Raw genomic sequence first — 16,498 nt, forward strand, 5'->3', positions numbered from 1 at the left:
AAATTAAGTCAGCAAAGAGACCTTTTCACTTTTTTATTTTGTATCTTTTATGATTAATAACGTCTAATTTCTCCATCACTCACTTGAAATTCATAGGTGAGTTCATACATGTTCACAAGGATGTCTAAAATCACCTTTTAATAACTAATACTCTGTAAATTTCACCTTTTCCCTTCCTAATTAAAGGATCTAGTCTTTAGCCCGTTCCTTTTAACTAGTAGCTACATAATTTATTAAGCAAAGGTTTTACTATAATGAGAGCTGTTTTAAACGATGTATACATTTAGTCAAATTTATATATTTAAAGCATACGTATGGGTGTAACTACACAACAAGAATCCTTCTAAAACTTGCACCCCACCTTTTTTATCAACTAATCTATAATTTACAAAGTTTTATTGATTTGATTCGGAAACAATCGATACCCGTAACGTTTCTCTCCGTTAAACACCTTTTACTTTCCACCGCAAAAATACCATAGACTCCTATTATCTCTTGGCATAGATAGCAAACTAAAAACTTATCTGTTGCACCTAAAACATAATGACCAAGACCCCTAAAATAGTAAACACAATATGTGCATCAGTCTCACCATCAGGAAACGATCCATCTTTCATTACATAAGAGTTATTCCTGCCAACAACCTTGATCAGCTTTTTGGTCTATCCGATTTTGATGGAGATACCTCCTTGATTTCTGAAAACGTATCGGTCAGAAAGTACCTTCCCTTCGCGTCTTTCAATCGATTGCTCACAACGATCTGAGGTTATTGATGATCCAACAACTGATTCAGTAGCTTTTTCAATCACGTCTTCTCCAAGTATGTTAACGTTGACGTCTTTATCTCCTCCCTGTTTGGATGGGTTTTGTTCCATCCATAACCAATGATGATCAACCGACCACGACGCAGAGGGAAGAGTGACGTCCTTACCTTTATGTTGATTTATTATTGATGCAAATGCTGGAGAACTAGCTGCTGAAAATAGTGCGGCTCGGATAATTTGGTTACGATCTAGATCAGTCGCATGAAACAAATCATCTACATATTTCTTAAACTCATCTGCATAACGAACCGTCGGACGATAGACCATTATTTCTCACTTCCTTGAGTTCGAGTATCTTTTCGCGATACCAGTTCTTCTAGAAGTCTTTTCCCTTCCTCTGTGAGAAAGACGTCCTTACCTTCAAGCAATAAAAGAGCCATTTCTTTAATCATTCGTATACCTCCTTTTGATTGACGTCTTATTTTTGACGTCCTTTACTACATGCTATTAAACAGTGCTTGTCCATTATTCACACTTTGATGAAAAAATCACAGGAATGTGAATAATGGACAACATATCAGTCAATGATGTTGCTAATAAACTTTATCTGGAGGCTGATATAACAATGTTTGGAATTGGTAAGAAGAGATCCACATTCGGTAAATTCCTAGATAGAAATTCCATCACACAAGAGGAGCTATCAAAACGTAGTGGAGTAAACAGAAACAGTATTAGTCGATTAACAAAGTCAAATGAGAATCGTCCTTCAATGAAGAATGCGCAGAAGATAATAAAGGCATTAAAAAAGGTTGGATATAATGTTGATTATGATGACTTCTGGAGTATGTAGTATTAATAATCACTTAATTATTAATACTCAATTAGAAGAATTGCTGTGTGGGACTTCAGGTAGTTCTGGTAACTCCAGCCCCTTGGTGTGCTCTTCGGAGACCGAAAGACTTGGGTGGCTTTTAACAACTAGATCCTTACGAGCGAAGGGTCGGGCAAAACTTTATTTTGTTCCCTACTTCATAAAACCTACAATTTGTTATGGTTTTATATAACATGTTATGGTTTTGAAGGAGCTGGCTTAAGTTTCATTTTATCTTTTTCAGGATCCAATTTAACATTTCTCCTTGAATAAAAAAAATGACCCACCTTGGTCCGCATTAGAAAGAGGCGTGGTGGGTTCTGTTACATTTAACATATCTTTCTGGTGAAGCAATGTCAAGGGATTAGCAAGTTTAGAATATATGCCTGATTTTTAGAACCTCTTATCTGAGATATTACCTTAGTGAGTATGGGTGAGAAAGTGTTAAGGTTTTTGATCTATAATTTAATTATTGTAAACAACAATATAAAGGTGTTTTTCATTAATTCTAAATGTTTATCGGATATTTATTTAAGGTATTATAAGATAACGAAAAAATGCCCGCATTTCTCTGCACGTTTCCAATCTAATCATTGGATAAGTAATCTTTTTCATAAACACGTCTTACCTTCACTCGAATCGTTCAAAAATGCCCTCAATCGATAACAGCAAGATTACGGTTTACTAAGTTTAATTATTCATTCGATGATTCTACTTCGACTATCTTAGTCATAACTCTCACTCCTATTGATAGGTTAAGTAGTCACACTTAAATATAAATTGATTGAATCTTTGACTTCAGTTATCACTAATTGAATAAAATCACTGTAATCTTTTGAAGTATGAGCCTTATCCAGTGCATCATAATATTCTAATCGATTAGCTACTTTAATAACGACAGGTGGAAATCCTTCTTTCATAAGCTCTAAATTCAGTAATAGGCGTGCTGTACGACCATTTCCATCAATGAATGGATGAATACCCACAAAAATAGCATGCAACATCGCTCCGCGTTCGACTGGATGGAGAGATTTAGCTTCTGATTGATACCATCTCATCATTTGCTCGATTTGTTCTTGAATTAAAAAAGGTGCAGGTGGTACATGTTTAGCACCTGAAATAAAAACCTGCTGATCGCGATAGACACCTGCATACGAATCGTCAATCCCTTTAAGTACTAATCGATGTAAATTCTTAATCTGCCATTGGGATAAGGGTTCTTCTTTATGGACAATTTCTTCTACATAAGAAATCGCCTCACGATGATTAATAACCTCTAAATGCTCACGTAGTGTCTTTCCTCCGACCGTAATTCCCTCCAAAACCACTTTTGTTTCATTAATGGTAAGTGTATTACCCTCAATGGCATTGGAGTTATAAGTCCACTCCAGTAATAACTTTTCACGTAAACTTTTTAATGTATATTTTGGTAATGGGCGTTTGCTATCTAAGAGCGCTTTTTTTTGATCAATTTCTTTGAACATACGGTCTCACTCCTCATAGAGAATTTGAGTTTCTTCCTAGTTGAGAAAAGGGTATTCTCAACTAAAACTGATAAAATATCTAGTTTATCTTTGTTATTTCCTCTTCCAACTTATCATACAGGTTGGACAAAAGATAACTATATTGACTCTTAACCTTTTCATAAATTAGTTTAGCCTCTTTCTCATCATAAAGATGAGAGGTTTTAGTGCGATCTATCATCATATCAATCCATTGTTCTCCGTCTTCAATTAAGCCATATGTAAATGCTTCTCTTATCGTTGCCCTGGGACTTTTAATTTCAGTAATCCCCATATATTCTAAAAACATTTTCATAAGCTTCCAACTTAATTCAAAAGTGAACTCAAATCGCTGAATGACACCATCATAAACAATATCAGCTTCTAGTTGAATCTTTGTTGCTTCATTAAGTCTAGTACTCGCACGTTTGTAATCATTAAGCTTCTCGTAGAATCTTTCCTTGTTCATATATAACCACACCTTCTTTCATAATATTGAAAATCAATTTCTCTTTCGGAAGGCGATCCATAAAAACAACATCAATTTTTGACGGAGTGGACATTTTATTAATTGCTTATTCTATTAAGTTTTGCTGGGTATGAGAACTTTTTCTTGTAAAAACAGCTAAATCAAAATCAGAAGATTTATGGAAATCGACTCTTGCTCTTGAGCCAAATAAAAAAACGTTCTCTACTTGATCATTCTTCGAGCAGTAGTTTTGTAATTCACTAATAAAGCGTTTTGATATTCCTGTTTCATTCCATTGAGCATATATCACAGTTCCCACCTCCATTCTTTATAACCATTTACATTAATTCAGTCCTAACTGAAGCGAACTCAATCCTTTTTCAAACGATTTTTCTCTCGTTCACAAAAATCTTCTACCGTTGATCGACTCCAATAAGATGTTCCTGCAAGGATTATATCCGCTTTTGGCACCTTTCCTCGACTATAATACACATTTAATTTACGTTTATCGTAATTCAAACCATTTTCTGATAAGTAATCAGCAAACTGTTTTTGATTAAAATATTCATTGCTACCTTTTCGAATAAGTGAAAGAACCGGATCTTGAATCAAATAAGTCTCTTCTCTAAAAAATTGAACAATTAATTCTAATGCTAATTCCAACCAATTATTATCTAAATGTTGATACAACAATCCAATATTAAAATTTTCGTGTTCAGGTTCTTCAAAAAACCAAGCTAATTTTAAAAAAGTAGCTTCAACTTCATTTAGTCCTTTCATTGCTTCTTCAGCTAATAAAACGTTCTTGTAAGCCATCAATTTACCTTTAAAATTCGGAAAAATTTCGATGATTCGTTTTGTTGACCTTTTCACGTTATCTCCCCCTGTTGACTTGGTCAACTTAAACATACAACAAAATTGTTGATTAAGTCAACACGATATCAATTATTTTTTATAGCGTTTTTCATGCTACATCAATGTGAAGCATTGAATGTAGCTCGAATTGTTAGGGGTCAATCCCCTAACAATTCGACTCTTATAGATAAAAAATCGAAAGAAGAGGTTTCCCTCTCCTTTCGAATCTTAGACGTATCCTTTTTCTTTCATGCTGTAATAATCCGCATCAGCGTTTACGATAATGTGATCTAGTACCTCAATCCCTAAAACCTTACCACATTCTACTAATCTCTTCGTGACGTCAATATCTTCTCTTGATGGCATAATATCCTGTGATGGGTGCTGGTGACTTACAATGATGGATGCACTGTTATTCAGGATTGCAGACTTGAATACCTCTCGAGGCACAACTAAACTAGCATTTAGACCTCCAACATGACAACGATGGACAGCAACGACTCGATTTTTCGTGTTCAAGCACATCACAAAGAATACTTCTCGATCTTCATCCCCTATGAAAATTGACGCGATATTAGCACCATCTTGAGGTGAACGAACTATGTACTTTTCTCCACCTTCTACCTCCTGAATAACTTGTTTAATTCGTTGAATTTCGTAAACTTTTTCCATTTATCACACTTCCTTTCTTTGTTTGATTCACCACTAATGATGGGCGCAAACTGTGTGAAGGGTTCGCTTACGGAGAAGCGAACTCGCCAGGCAGGCATAGGCAACAGGCCTGATTTTTGCCTGTTGTCGTTCAAAATCGAGTGAAGCCCAATGACTTAGGAGCAGTTAGAAAGTGTTTTTTGCTTTCTTACTGCCCCTTAGCCTACTTGGCTTTGCCGATTTTGTTTGCCTGACGCCAGCCCTTCACTCAGTCATAAGCCCACTCATTACAATTGAGAGAACAAAGAAGGCTCACTACGATAGAGCGTGGCGTTTTATCAGATCGAAAGATCTGTTAACGCCTAATGGCGAAGGGCTCGATGCCCGAAGCTATTAAACTCTCAAACGATAGGTGGAAAAAAGCTCTTGGATCTTTTTGATTCGTCAAGAATCAGAAAGGACATAAAGAGCGTACTATATCATAAGCCATGCGTTGATATAGTCGAGTTTGATAGGGTTCGACGCCCTAACAAACTCGTCTTTTACTCTTTTAAAAAGCTCTTTAAAGATTTTTTATTCATTTAGAATCAAAAAGACGCAATGAGCGTGCTATATCATAAGCATTGCGTTGATATGGCCGGGTTGTTTGGGTTCGATGCCCTTAACAACCCGATTTTTAAGTATGTGGAGTAAAGCGAAGCGAGCGACACGATTCTTGGCTTCAGACAAGAATTTACCATTTCTTCTTAGAATAGCTTTCAAAAGATTTTCGGCTCGTTCGGTATGGCGGCTTGCCGTAAATGGAACAGGAACCTACGGATTGTTAAGAAAGATGCTCTTCCTTTCTTTACAGCCCGTGGTTATCGATCCATTTAATACCGAAGCGACACGTACAGAATGACAAAAAGACGTTCTTCCTTTTTGATCAGTTTGTAGTGCTGCCGCCCGCTTATGTCCCTATATTTTTAAAGTTCTTATTTCTAAAGAAAATCAAACTAGCCTAAAGGCTAATTCATTTATATAGATCCAAACAATTCACTTGAAATAACAAAGAACGAACGCTCCTATTATGAAGAGGTAGAAAGGAGAAAAAGATTTATGGTTAAGAATCGTGGAATTATTAAATGGCTACGATGTTCCCGACACTAAAAAGATCCTTTTTTAGTGTCTAAAACACCAATTATGTACTTTACAAGAAATCTGCAATAATTGAACGAATTTGAAATTATAATAACCGTTTACTTTAAAACAAATGAATATTATTTTTATGAAATTCGTGTTCATCAGTTCGGAAATTTGCCGCTCGCTTTCTTCAGATTCCGCGTCACCACAGCCACTCTTACGCTAAGGCTTTCTCAGTTCGAGACTTTCACCTTAGAAATTACACTCATGCCTTTTTGAAGTACTTATTTATACTGCTAAATATATTTCAATTTTGTGCTAATCTCATTACTATTTATAGTGTTTATTTAAGTTTTGTATTTCTGTACAGAACCCGTTAAATTACAGTTGACTCTTCTTTATAAATTTTCACTATATAATCCCTTTTTCTTCAACTGCGCAACCACTTCGTCCTTATAAGGTATTTCCCCATCTATTTTAAATTTTACTATCCTAGTTTTAATATCTGGGACCTTTTTAAATTGTTGAAGATATTCTAAGATTTGATTCCCCTTGTCTTCTCTAACTTCTCTATAATGCTCCATAAAATCGTCTTTGGTACATTGATTAACCATCATAAAATGCTCTATCAGACCATCAATCTGGTCCTTAGATAGTACACTGACAGTGCGACCCCAATGATGGAATGAATGACATTTCACACAAATTAAATTCAACCCTTTTAGAGTACAAATCAGTTCATCGTCATGAATATCTGAGTATTCTTCTATTTCATGGACATGTAGCTTCTTGATTTCACCTTCGCCATTCGGAACATAGCCACAAGTACAACATGTTTTATTTTCAGCATCAAGAACTTGCAGGCGAATCTTTTTCCATAAAGTTTGAGAAATGGCTTTTCTAACAGTGTGATAATGATAAGCACTTGGTTTCCAATTCACTTGCAATATAAAGCCGGTTTGTTTTTTCATATTTTATAAACTCCTATTTGTTAAATATAAGAATCACGTCATCTTTCACTTTAAATATCCACACTTCTTCAATTATGGCTTTTACTTATTCTAATATTTCATAGAATAAACATCTTAAGATTTAATGACAGGAAAAATAACAAAATTGAATTACATCGTGTTCTTTCATTCTGGTTCAAGCTTATTTCAATCCTGTATTACCATAATAACCCTTAAAGATTATTCCATTACGGAATTCGATAAAATATTATCAAATAACTTTTTTCGAGCCCCACTTTATGTATGAAAAGTGAATTTTAGCCTAGACAAAAAGACAATTTTCAACTACTGATAGTCTCAAAAATTCAATTTTCACTATTTTACAGATTGAACAACAACCAAATAAAATATATTCATAATCTTGATAATCTCTAGTTAAATCAAAAGGAGGAAGAAAATTGAAATCAAGAAATATCAATCTAATAATAGACGATGAGCTACTAGAACAATTTGATTATGAAGGAATGTTGGTACATCCTCTAGAACCACAACAAGCTATGCTCGTCATGAGTAGTAAAGACGATACTTTCACTCTTCGTATTTACAAGCTTCAATTGCAAGATGGATTGGGATATCACATTGTAAAGAAACTAACGACCAAAACATTTAGCACCTTGGTCGGAATGAAATATTTCTTAAATACCTTTTCCCACTTTAAAGCGAATGATTTTATAAATTTCACCAGAAAGTATGATGATAAAATATAATAGATGTCTAATAAATTCCGTTATATACATAAGAAAGAAGTAGTATCAAAGGCTTTGAAGAACTAGAATGCTTTATGGAGTTTTACCAACCAAAAGAGAAATACATACTCTAAGGAATTTCTGGATAAGCTACTTAGTTGGCCAGAAAGGTTAAGGTCCAGTCGACTACAGTAAATACAGGGAGAATCTACTATGACGAAAAAAGCTCGACGAACTAAAATTTTTAATAAAATAAAAAAGGCAGACATATGTCCGCCTTTTCCAATGATGGTAGAAATAGCATGAGTCTTCTACTTCCCAACTGTACACGACCCCAGATTATTGATTTGCTGACTTCTGGAGTATAAGATTACCTACACGATTCATTTGTTCCTTATCGAATATCTCATCAAACTCTAATTTCCTTGCACCGTATTGTATTTTTAGCCCTTTTTCCAAAATACCATCTCTAAACCACTGTACATTTTTTATCGTTTGATAACGAAACTTTTGTTGGAATTCAAAACTTTTATTTACAAACCATACCCTTTTATTTGTAACAATTAAATACCCTTTGATTTCTGTTTTACTAGATTTATCGAACTCACATGATAAAAATGTTAAAACATATTCATCACTTTCAAAGACTGAATCCACGAGTTTTTGAAAGAATTGTTTATTTGCTTTGACTTCACCAAATTCATAATTAGTGTAATCCATCCCTTTAACATCAACTACTTTAGACAAAAGAGAATAGATTTCTTTTTGTTCTTGTTGTTTTTTTAAATCTCGTAGTTTCTCAAATTCAACGTTCTTTTGTTGTGCTACTTTCTTTTTAGCAATCTTTTTAGCAATCTTTTCTTCTACCTTTTTTAATCTATAGTTTATAACCTTATCTTCAATTGCTTCTGAGTTTTGCTTCTTAGTCAATATTTTAACGAAAACATTTTCAACTTTATAACAAATGTTTCTATAAACACCCATTTGCTTCTCCTCCTAAGAAATCATTTTTTTAGCGACATAAAATCGACGTGCCAGCCACGCTAAAATGATTAATCCAAAACCAGTTGCTGTTAGAGTATTTTCTTTTCGTTCTTTTTCTTCATACTCTTCAGTGCCAATCTCATAATAATGATTAAAAATTACTTCTGAATCACTGTATTCCTTAGGAATAACAAGTTTTTCGCCCTCTAAACCCATGTCATAAGCCATCTCTTCTATTTTTTCAACCTCAGTATTTGATTCAAACCCTTCCTTGTACCATGTAATGTATTTTTCATTTCCAAAGTCTGGTTTCTTATATTCAAGCAATGTAAATGCAGCCTGATACCCTTTATCTATGTATGATTGCTTTAAGTCTTCTTGACCTTTATTAAAGCCATTTTGATAAGCCATCAAATAACTTTCCTTCACATTTTTCGGTTCATTTTGTTTATCTTTTTTTCCATCTTCATATCCTAAAGCTTCCAGTTCAGCTTCCTTTTTCTTATCTCGTTCCTCAACTGCTCTATTAAATCCTACAGTGAAAGAATCAGATAACATTTTATTATTTGTGTACTTAGAAGATATTTCAATTTTATCTTGTTTTTGTCCTAATGAGTAACCATCTTGATCAGCTTGTTTCTTTTCTGATGCTATCTTGGTACTACCCTCTCCAAAACCTTTTGAATAACCAGAAGCATAACCAGATTCATAAGCATCTGAACCATTTGAAGATGTTGGGTTATTTTCTTTTTCTTGATAACCATCTTCTAAACCAACTGCATAACCGTCTTTTTCACCTTTAGCTATATCTTGCTCCGCAGTTTCTTGTGCAATTTGTTCTGGGCTTCCATTGATATTAGTAGTATCGTAATCACTTGGAGCTTCACATGGAATACCGTCATCTACAGCATTTCCCCATCCATCTAATTTTTCTGGATCGTTTGTTTTACTATACCCTTTAGAATTCCAATACTCGACTACCTCATCATAAGTTGAAAAATCAGAACAATCCTTGTCCCAGGATTGGTTAGAAGTAGAAGTACTACTAGATGATGAACTGTCACTTGGAGAAGTATCTCCCCCACCATTATGATAGTGATACCCTGAACATAGGCCTTTTGCCTGTGATTTCTCAGAACAATTATGCCCTCCATTACTATCTGTTCTTCCTGAGTGAGCATCTACTATTCCTTGAAATGGAATAAATAATAATAAGACCAATATAAAGCAGATTCTTTTCATGATATAACTCCTCTTAATATTTATATAGTTCGAAAGTTTCATAGGTTATTTTACTATAAATTTAACATATTATGTATCTACAATTATAAAAGTTCCGATTATTGAAGATAAAAAACTCGATTAATAAATCCATTAGCTCATCCTTAGCGCGTGTATATGAATCCTATGATGGTGGTATGGAACAGAAAAGACTTCCGTTGTCTGAAAAACAAAGGAAGTGTTGCTTTATAATAAAGCTTGATCAAATTGATACTAATAACCTTGATAAATGAACAAAAAGAAAAAGCTTGTTTTGAAAAAAAAATTGATCAAAACAAGCTTTTAATATATTCAATTGAAGCATTATTTTATAAAAAAGTTTGATTATTTCAGTGCCCCTTATGCCATTAAAGCGCCCAATTGCTGAAGATCGAAAACTTTAAAAGAACTTCAAAGATTGACTTTTGATTATTGTGCTAAAGCACCTGTTAGTGAAAAATAATTATATTTTCATCGTACAAATTTTATAGATGATATGACCATTAACTTCAGTTGTTCCTGTACAGACACCCATTTGCAAATTGTTATAAATCGTCCAACGAAGAAAATGTTCTTTCGTTCATTTACTTTGCCTCAAAGTTCTAGGGGCTTACTCACCTACCATACCGTCGTTATCACGATCGTCCATATATGGGTATAGCCAATGATCACTTGTTATTGGCATACTAAAACCTGCTGCTTTTGCTTCTTTAATCGTCACCTGTCCATTACCGTTTGTATCAACACTAGAAATATCACCGCTTGTGTTTGAACTAGTTGAATCAGAAGGCTCACTGCCTGTTAAACCGAGTGATTCATTTACTTCATCAGGGTTCACGTTGTCAAATGTATCAACGATTTCGTTACCCATTAAAGTATAGGTATACTGATAACTTGAAGGAATCTGCGTTTCCGTATTCGGATATGTGATAATTGCTTCAAAATTAGTAGCTCCACCTGCACTACGGATTACGTCTTCCATATAAGCTACATCACCGTGTCGGTTGAGCGTACTATCTTGTGGGGTAATATTATAAGCATTCGATACCCCTCCGAGAGAATCAGCAATGATATGTCCTTCATCTAAAACGTCACTTTCGACACCAGGAACCTTTGCCTCATCAGAATAGTATCTGCCAGACGATAATACAGGTTCGTTACTGTCATCTTGTAGAATGATTTCGTCAGCAATGACACGTACTAGTTGCCCGTATTCATTAGTAAATGCCCAATATTCACGATCCCCATAACCAATGTCAACAACGACGTTAGGTTCACGATAACCAGACAAATCACCACCATCAACCTCAATAAGTTTGTATCCTGAGAACAGCTCATTATTTGGTTGGGTTGGTGTTTCCTCCGCAACCGGAACACTCGGCGTTTCCTCTACTACTGGTTCATCAACAACCGTAGTGACAGGTTCTTCTTTTTCATTATTTTTATTTGTTTCAACTGTGGTTACTTCTTGTGAATCTGTTTCTACATCTGTATTGGATGTATCTTCTACGTTGGTACAACCAACCATAAAGATGATCGTTAAAAGTAAGATTAAATAGTTCATTTTCTTTTTCATTTTAGGACTCCTTATATTATTTTTTACTGATCATTCTAGAGATCTTTGAATAAAACATAAATTAACATTGTTAACCTATTTATAGTAGTATATTACAATATCAATTTTATTACAGTAGTACTTAGTTCAAAGTATGTAGTATTAAATTCCAATATTGAATACAAAATTAATTGAAATTATGCAACACTCAACTTCTTTATATGTGACAGATTGTAATATTAAGTACTAACTTACATACTATATTCCTCACCTAAAGGGACTCTATATTTATCCAAACCGCACTTATTTATGATACGGTTCACCGTAACGCATCTAAATGAGTGAGGTACTATATGCTTTAAAACTCGAGTTAACAAGATATTCTCTCAATAGGATTAGGGGCAGGCATTTCAAATAAATATCCCTGAAAAAGCTGATATTCTGCTTGTTTTAACCATTGGACCATTTCAACAGTGAAAAATCTAACGATTCCGGGATGTATAAATAAAATTAGTCTGTTTGTACTTTTTTTCAAATAAAATTAGTCATGTAGAACCTTACGTGACTAATTTCATTTTTTTAGCTACAAAAGGGCACGAGGTGCGGGCAGGACTTAATATCCTGATAGAAAAGGACAGCAGCTTTCGCATTTACATTATCTTAGGCTTTCTTTGGCAGATTTTAATGTATTATACATCAGCATTGTTATTGTCATCGGGCCGACTCCTTTTGGAACAGGGGTAATATATCCCGCTTTTTCACTCACCTCATCAAAGGCAACATCTCCGCAAAGCTTGCCGGCTTCATTGCGGTTCATCCCGACATCAATGACGACAGCACCTTCTTTTATGTGTTCTGCTTTGATAAAGTTTGCTATTCTGGCATCAACAATCAAAATATCCGCCTGCGTCGTATGTAGTTTTAAATCCCTCGTTTTAGAGTGACAATAGGTAACGGTGGCATTCTGGTTTAACAATAATTGTCCAATCGGTTTTCCAACAATATTGCTTCTTCCAACCACCACAGCTTTTTTACCAGAAACAGAAATTTCGGACTCTTCCAGTAATACTATAATCCCATATGGTGCGCAAGGGAGGAAGGTATTTCGGCCTTTCATCAATCTGCCGATATTGATTGGATGAAGGCCGTCAACATCCTTTGCAGGAATTATTGTTTCAGATACCTTTTTTTCATCAATGTGTTTTGGAAGCGGAAGCTGAACCAAAATACCGTGGATTTTTGGGTCCCCATTCAACTCTTCAATCTTTGCCAGCAATTCTTCCTCTCTTATTTCTTCAGGCATTTCAATTAATATGGAGTACATTCCAAGTTCTTCACATGCTTTTAGTTTAATGTTTACGAAAGTCCGGGAGTCGTGGTTATTTCCAACAAGAATCACTGCTAATCCAGGGGTTACATTCTTGGCTTTAAGCTGTTTAACTTTTTCGTCGATTTCTATTCTTTTTTTTGTGGCAATTTCTTTTCCGTTGATGATTTTAGCTGTCATTTTTTTCTCTCCTTAACCTTTTGTTACTCATCAAGCAATCTTCATCCGGAATATTTTGCTTTACCTTCGAAAGAACACCATTTACAAACTTGATTGACTGACCATACCCATTCATAATCTTCGTTAAAACTGTGAATTCAACTCCATTTTAAGAGAGTCTTCCCCTTTGGTGTCATTTTATAAACGAGCTCTCCAGAATTACATCAAATTGTGGTTCATCTACCTGAGAGATTAATTCCAAGTTTTTTTTGAAACTTGCACCTTCGGTAGATAGTCGCATCGCACTCTCCCACAACCATCATCCGCTTATATTTGGTTTCTTAAGCTCGGTGACAAATGACCAACTGAAAATCTTCTCTAAGCTTCGAAGTAAGGGTATTATTTAATAAAATAATATTAAACTATTATAGAAGTCAAAAGCTCAATTAACTTTGCAGATTTTTAGTTCTGATCTGATAATCAAAAAGGAGGTTCATTTAGTATGAACAAAATCAATTTAGAAATTGCAAAGGAAATTATCACTGGTGCTGAAGAAGAGGCAAAAAAAATTGGTGTTTCCATGGTCATTTCGGTAGTAGATGAGGGTGGTAATCTGATTGCAGTACACCGAATGGATGATGCCTGGTTGGCTAGCATTGATATTGCCCAAAATAAAGCTTGGACATCTGTTGCCTTAAAAATGCCAACATCCAATTTAGCTGATGCAACAGTTCCTGCTGCTGAACTTTATGGATTAAATACAACAAACAATGGACGTCTTGTTGTTTTTGGTGGAGGAATTCCTCTTTTTCAAGAAGGAAAAGTTATAGGAGCAGTAGGTGTAAGCGGCAGCACAGTTCCAAATGATGTGCAAGTTGCAGAAGCAGCTGTAAATGTATTTAATAATAAATTTTCTCTTTAATTACCGGTTCAAGTAAGTAGAGATCATCATTTCCTGTACAAACTACATGCACGTTGAAATAGGATAGTCGGTGCAACAGAGCTGACACTCCTATTTCAATTTACCCTTAGATCTATTTTTCACATATTAATTCAACATTCCCTTATTTAAATATATTGGAACCTCACTTACTTATGATACGGTTCCCCACTATTAATGCTAAACTACATCCTCAACAATATGGCCCTTTAATTGAATAATCCAGATTTAGTTTAAGGGTCAAAAGAAAAATCCTATACTAGCAGGGGTTTATCAAACTTTTATTTAAATTATCGAACTTTATTTCGATCTACATCTAAATCACTGTACATTTTTTATCGTTTGATAACGAAACTTTTGTTGATATTCAAAACTTTTATTTACAAACCATACCCTTGAATTTCTAGTTTATTAATAATCAATTCAATATTTTCCTCAACAAACGAGTGCGTTTGCTAAACAAGAAATACAGGGTTCCTCCATATTTGTCCTGTATAATATGGAGGAACCCTGTATTTTTTATGGATTTTTCGATTTAAATCTTAATAATTTTATAAACTCCAGTTTACAATGAACATTCATGAATAAGATTGCATTCAATCCAGTGATCACAAATTTTAATATGTTGTTTCACTGTATCTAGACACGTGATCATTCCAGTCATCGTGGTAACTTCCTTTTCGTGAAAGTAACTTATTTTGATTTCCATTTTCCCCTGAAAAGCCTGTAAAAGGATCTGATTAATTTCTTCTTTTTTTTGTTCATCGATGATCGGTATCTGTTTATGTTTTGATTCCATGCTTCGATGAATAATGGCGTCTCGATGTTCCATCAGCATCATTCGGCTACTTTCCCATAGCCCATTTCCTTGTAGTTTTTTCATTTTATATGTCCTCCAATTTTCTGAGCTAAGAACTTCGCTTGCCCAGATCGTGTTAGTGAAGAGGCAAAGAAAATAGAGGTCTCTCCAAATTTTTGTTTGATTGAATCCACACATTTCTCTAAAGAGAGTTGTCTTTCTCGATTTTCAAAAAAAGACAACTGCAAACAATCATCTGTCTGGAATTGACTGAGTGAGACAAATATTTTCCGAACAGGTAGCTGATTCCAGTATTGATGAAAGAGCATTTTAACTGTTTCGAACACCTCACTCGTTAGGCAGGAGGGTTGTCGTAATTTCTTTTGTCGATGAAATCCAGTTGGATTTTTAAAATCGGCTCCTTGTATGCCAACATGAACAACTGTCCCCATATACCCTTTATAACGGCTTCTTTGACAGACCAAGGAAGATAATTCTAAAAGGACTACCTCAATATCCTTTGCTTTATAATAGTCAATCGGAAGAGTCGTTTGGCGGCCAATTCCTTTTTGTAAAGAAAATGCATCCGGAGTAACCGGTGAATAATCAATACCATTAGCTGTAGCCCATAAGACTTGGGCCAAAATATCGCATTTTTTTCCATGATATTTTTGTAATTTCCCTTTAAAATCGGCTACACTTGTTTTCGCTACATCTCCGATAGTTTTTAAACCAATTTGATGGAGATGATAAAGTGTTTTGGAACCAACACCGAACATTTTGTCAGGTGTTAAAGGCCACAGATACTCAGTTATATTACTTTTCGTTAATTCAAAAATTCCGTCTGCATTTTTCTTAGCGAAGTTATCACAGGCCATCTTTGCCAGAACCTTATTTTCCCCAATGCCGATCCGCACATAAATGCCTGTTTGAATGAGAATTCGTTTTTGAATATGAAGCGCCATGTCTCGAGGCGATTCAAAAAAGTGAAGAGAGGCAGTGACATCTAAAAACTGTTCGTCAATCGAGAAAGGTTCCACAAGATTCGTATACGATTCTAGAATAGAAGTTATCTGTAAGGAAACATTTACATACTCCTGCATCCTTGGTTGAATAGCCACTAACTCAGGACATTTAGCGAATGCTTCACGAAGCGATTCAGCCGTGGAAACACCAAAACTTTTAGCGATTGGACAAGCTGCCAAAACAATCCCACTGCGCCTTTTTGGATCCCCAGCAACAGCTAATGGTTTGTTGGCATATTGAGGGTGGGCCGCTTTTTCTACTGAAGCATAGAATGACTGACAATCGGCTAAGAAAATCACTTTTTTCTTCATGTTGCTAATCAATCTCCGTCAATTTGATTTTTAAGTATTCACTGAGAATGATGGTAATTTGAGCTTGAATAAAACCGTGCAATAGACTCATTTCATGTTCGTATCCTCTACATAGAAATTGCGTGAATAAACCGTTGGATTCATGTTGTTGGGATAAGATTTTAATTCCTCTTTTTCGCATTTGCTTTTCTTTATCTTTCAATTCCC

At 34.9% G+C, this 16,498-nt stretch carries 18 protein-coding genes and 1 riboswitch; of the genes, 3 read left to right on the forward strand and 15 right to left on the reverse strand.

Annotated elements, in window-relative coordinates:
* Positions 1-662: 662 nt before the first annotated feature.
* Both K9V48_RS14060 and K9V48_RS29085 read right to left on the reverse strand, forming a co-directional pair.
* Entirely contained in the window at positions 663-1,091 is a 429-nt protein-coding gene (locus K9V48_RS14060) for a hypothetical protein (protein ID WP_224139602.1), read from the reverse strand.
* The gene (locus K9V48_RS29085; RefSeq protein ID WP_263432831.1) at positions 1,091-1,216 is read right to left on the reverse strand and encodes a hypothetical protein; all 126 of its coding nucleotides are present in this window, start codon (positions 1,214-1,216) and stop codon (positions 1,091-1,093) included. Before K9V48_RS29085 ends, K9V48_RS14060 begins: the two co-directional genes overlap by 1 nt.
* A 113-nt stretch (positions 1,217-1,329) precedes the next feature.
* Here K9V48_RS29085 and K9V48_RS14065 point away from each other — a divergent pair, with 113 nt between their 5' ends.
* Positions 1,330-1,614, forward strand: a complete 285-nt coding sequence (locus K9V48_RS14065) for a helix-turn-helix domain-containing protein (RefSeq protein WP_438803896.1) — start codon at positions 1,330-1,332, stop codon at positions 1,612-1,614.
* A gap of 776 nt (positions 1,615-2,390) precedes the next feature.
* Here the strand turns inward: K9V48_RS14065 and K9V48_RS14070 are convergent.
* The 6 genes from K9V48_RS14070 to K9V48_RS14095 all read right to left on the reverse strand — a co-directional run bounded on the left by K9V48_RS14070 (position 2,391) and on the right by K9V48_RS14095 (position 7,205).
* Positions 2,391-3,119, reverse strand: a complete 729-nt coding sequence (locus K9V48_RS14070; protein WP_224139603.1) for a Fic family protein — start codon at positions 3,117-3,119, stop codon at positions 2,391-2,393.
* Between the two features lie 79 nt (positions 3,120-3,198).
* Positions 3,199-3,606, reverse strand: coding sequence for a nucleotidyltransferase substrate binding protein (locus K9V48_RS14075; RefSeq protein WP_224139604.1), 408 nt, complete (start codon positions 3,604-3,606; stop codon positions 3,199-3,201).
* A 106-nt stretch (positions 3,607-3,712) separates the two neighbouring features.
* Positions 3,713-3,916 (reverse strand): nucleotidyltransferase domain-containing protein, encoded by a 204-nt coding sequence (locus tag K9V48_RS14080; RefSeq protein ID WP_224139605.1) that lies wholly within the window; start codon positions 3,914-3,916, stop codon positions 3,713-3,715.
* A gap of 59 nt (positions 3,917-3,975) precedes the next feature.
* Entirely contained in the window at positions 3,976-4,479 is a 504-nt protein-coding gene (locus tag K9V48_RS14085; protein WP_224139606.1) for a hypothetical protein, read from the reverse strand.
* A gap of 210 nt (positions 4,480-4,689) precedes the next feature.
* On the reverse strand, positions 4,690-5,133 hold the full coding sequence (locus tag K9V48_RS14090) for a JAB domain-containing protein (protein ID WP_224139607.1): 444 nt from the start codon (positions 5,131-5,133) through the stop codon (positions 4,690-4,692).
* 1,499 nt (positions 5,134-6,632) lie between these two features.
* Positions 6,633-7,205 carry a hypothetical protein gene (locus K9V48_RS14095; protein WP_224139608.1) on the reverse strand — a complete coding sequence of 191 codons (573 nt, stop codon included), beginning with the start codon at positions 7,203-7,205 and terminating at the stop codon, positions 6,633-6,635.
* A gap of 437 nt (positions 7,206-7,642) precedes the next feature.
* Here K9V48_RS14095 and K9V48_RS14100 point away from each other — a divergent pair, with 437 nt between their 5' ends.
* Positions 7,643-7,951, forward strand: a complete 309-nt coding sequence (locus K9V48_RS14100; RefSeq protein ID WP_224139609.1) for a hypothetical protein — start codon at positions 7,643-7,645, stop codon at positions 7,949-7,951.
* A gap of 318 nt (positions 7,952-8,269) precedes the next feature.
* Here the strand turns inward: K9V48_RS14100 and K9V48_RS14105 are convergent, their stop codons facing one another.
* The 4 genes from K9V48_RS14105 to folD form a co-directional block, all read right to left on the reverse strand.
* On the reverse strand, positions 8,270-8,914 hold the full coding sequence (locus K9V48_RS14105; RefSeq protein ID WP_224139610.1) for a PH domain-containing protein: 645 nt from the start codon (positions 8,912-8,914) through the stop codon (positions 8,270-8,272).
* A 12-nt stretch (positions 8,915-8,926) separates the two neighbouring features.
* A complete protein-coding gene (locus K9V48_RS14110; protein WP_224139611.1) occupies positions 8,927-10,156 on the reverse strand; it encodes a YHYH domain-containing protein in 1,230 nt (409 codons plus the stop codon).
* A 628-nt stretch (positions 10,157-10,784) separates the two neighbouring features.
* The gene (locus tag K9V48_RS14115) at positions 10,785-11,750 is read right to left on the reverse strand and encodes a DNA/RNA non-specific endonuclease (protein WP_224139612.1); all 966 of its coding nucleotides are present in this window, start codon (positions 11,748-11,750) and stop codon (positions 10,785-10,787) included.
* Positions 11,751-12,384: 634 nt separating this feature from the next.
* Positions 12,385-13,236: a bifunctional methylenetetrahydrofolate dehydrogenase/methenyltetrahydrofolate cyclohydrolase FolD gene (gene folD / locus K9V48_RS14120; protein WP_224139613.1), complete on the reverse strand. Its 852-nt coding sequence runs from the start codon at positions 13,234-13,236 to the stop codon at positions 12,385-12,387.
* Positions 13,237-13,437: 201 nt separating this feature from the next.
* Positions 13,438-13,538: riboswitch (glycine riboswitch) on the reverse strand.
* A 179-nt stretch (positions 13,539-13,717) separates the two neighbouring features.
* Here folD and K9V48_RS14125 point away from each other — a divergent pair.
* On the forward strand, positions 13,718-14,137 hold the full coding sequence (locus K9V48_RS14125) for a GlcG/HbpS family heme-binding protein (protein WP_224139614.1): 420 nt from the start codon (positions 13,718-13,720) through the stop codon (positions 14,135-14,137).
* 583 nt (positions 14,138-14,720) lie between these two features.
* Here K9V48_RS14125 and K9V48_RS14130 read toward each other — a convergent pair.
* From K9V48_RS14130 to K9V48_RS14140, 3 genes are all read right to left on the reverse strand, one after another.
* The gene (locus K9V48_RS14130; RefSeq protein WP_224139615.1) at positions 14,721-15,038 is read right to left on the reverse strand and encodes a YolD-like family protein; all 318 of its coding nucleotides are present in this window, start codon (positions 15,036-15,038) and stop codon (positions 14,721-14,723) included.
* Positions 15,035-16,291, reverse strand: coding sequence for a DNA polymerase IV (locus K9V48_RS14135; RefSeq protein WP_224139616.1), 1,257 nt, complete (start codon positions 16,289-16,291; stop codon positions 15,035-15,037). Before K9V48_RS14135 ends, K9V48_RS14130 begins: the two co-directional genes overlap by 4 nt.
* 4 nt (positions 16,292-16,295) lie before the next feature.
* Positions 16,296-16,498, reverse strand: a 203-nt coding sequence (locus tag K9V48_RS14140) for a YhjD family protein (protein ID WP_498043127.1), incomplete at its 5' end; no start/stop codon positions are given.

The sequence above is a fragment of the Metabacillus rhizolycopersici genome (assembly GCF_020075705.1).

Excerpts from the sequence above, each read along its gene's own strand:
- K9V48_RS14075 (WP_224139604.1), bottom strand. The coding sequence starts at position 3,606 with ATGAACAAGGAAAGATTCTACGAGAAGCTTAATGATTACAAACGTGCG.
- K9V48_RS14135 (WP_224139616.1), bottom strand. The coding sequence starts at position 16,291 with ATGAAGAAAAAAGTGATTTTCTTAGCCGATTGTCAGTCATTCTATGCT.
- folD (WP_224139613.1), bottom strand. The coding sequence starts at position 13,236 with ATGACAGCTAAAATCATCAACGGAAAAGAAATTGCCACAAAAAAAAGA.
- K9V48_RS14090 (WP_224139607.1), bottom strand. The coding sequence starts at position 5,133 with ATGGAAAAAGTTTACGAAATTCAACGAATTAAACAAGTTATTCAGGAG.
- K9V48_RS14105 (WP_224139610.1), bottom strand. The coding sequence starts at position 8,914 with ATGGGTGTTTATAGAAACATTTGTTATAAAGTTGAAAATGTTTTCGTT.
- K9V48_RS29085 (WP_263432831.1), bottom strand. The coding sequence starts at position 1,216 with ATGATTAAAGAAATGGCTCTTTTATTGCTTGAAGGTAAGGACGTCTTT.
- K9V48_RS14115 (WP_224139612.1), bottom strand. The coding sequence starts at position 11,750 with ATGAAAAAGAAAATGAACTATTTAATCTTACTTTTAACGATCATCTTT.
- K9V48_RS14110 (WP_224139611.1), bottom strand. The coding sequence starts at position 10,156 with ATGAAAAGAATCTGCTTTATATTGGTCTTATTATTATTTATTCCATTT.
- K9V48_RS14065 (WP_438803896.1), top strand. The coding sequence starts at position 1,330 with ATGGACAACATATCAGTCAATGATGTTGCTAATAAACTTTATCTGGAG.
- K9V48_RS14070 (WP_224139603.1), bottom strand. The coding sequence starts at position 3,119 with ATGTTCAAAGAAATTGATCAAAAAAAAGCGCTCTTAGATAGCAAACGC.
- K9V48_RS14060 (WP_224139602.1), bottom strand. The coding sequence starts at position 1,091 with ATGGTCTATCGTCCGACGGTTCGTTATGCAGATGAGTTTAAGAAATAT.
- K9V48_RS14125 (WP_224139614.1), top strand. The coding sequence starts at position 13,718 with ATGAACAAAATCAATTTAGAAATTGCAAAGGAAATTATCACTGGTGCT.
- K9V48_RS14095 (WP_224139608.1), bottom strand. The coding sequence starts at position 7,205 with ATGAAAAAACAAACCGGCTTTATATTGCAAGTGAATTGGAAACCAAGT.
- K9V48_RS14130 (WP_224139615.1), bottom strand. The coding sequence starts at position 15,038 with ATGAAAAAACTACAAGGAAATGGGCTATGGGAAAGTAGCCGAATGATG.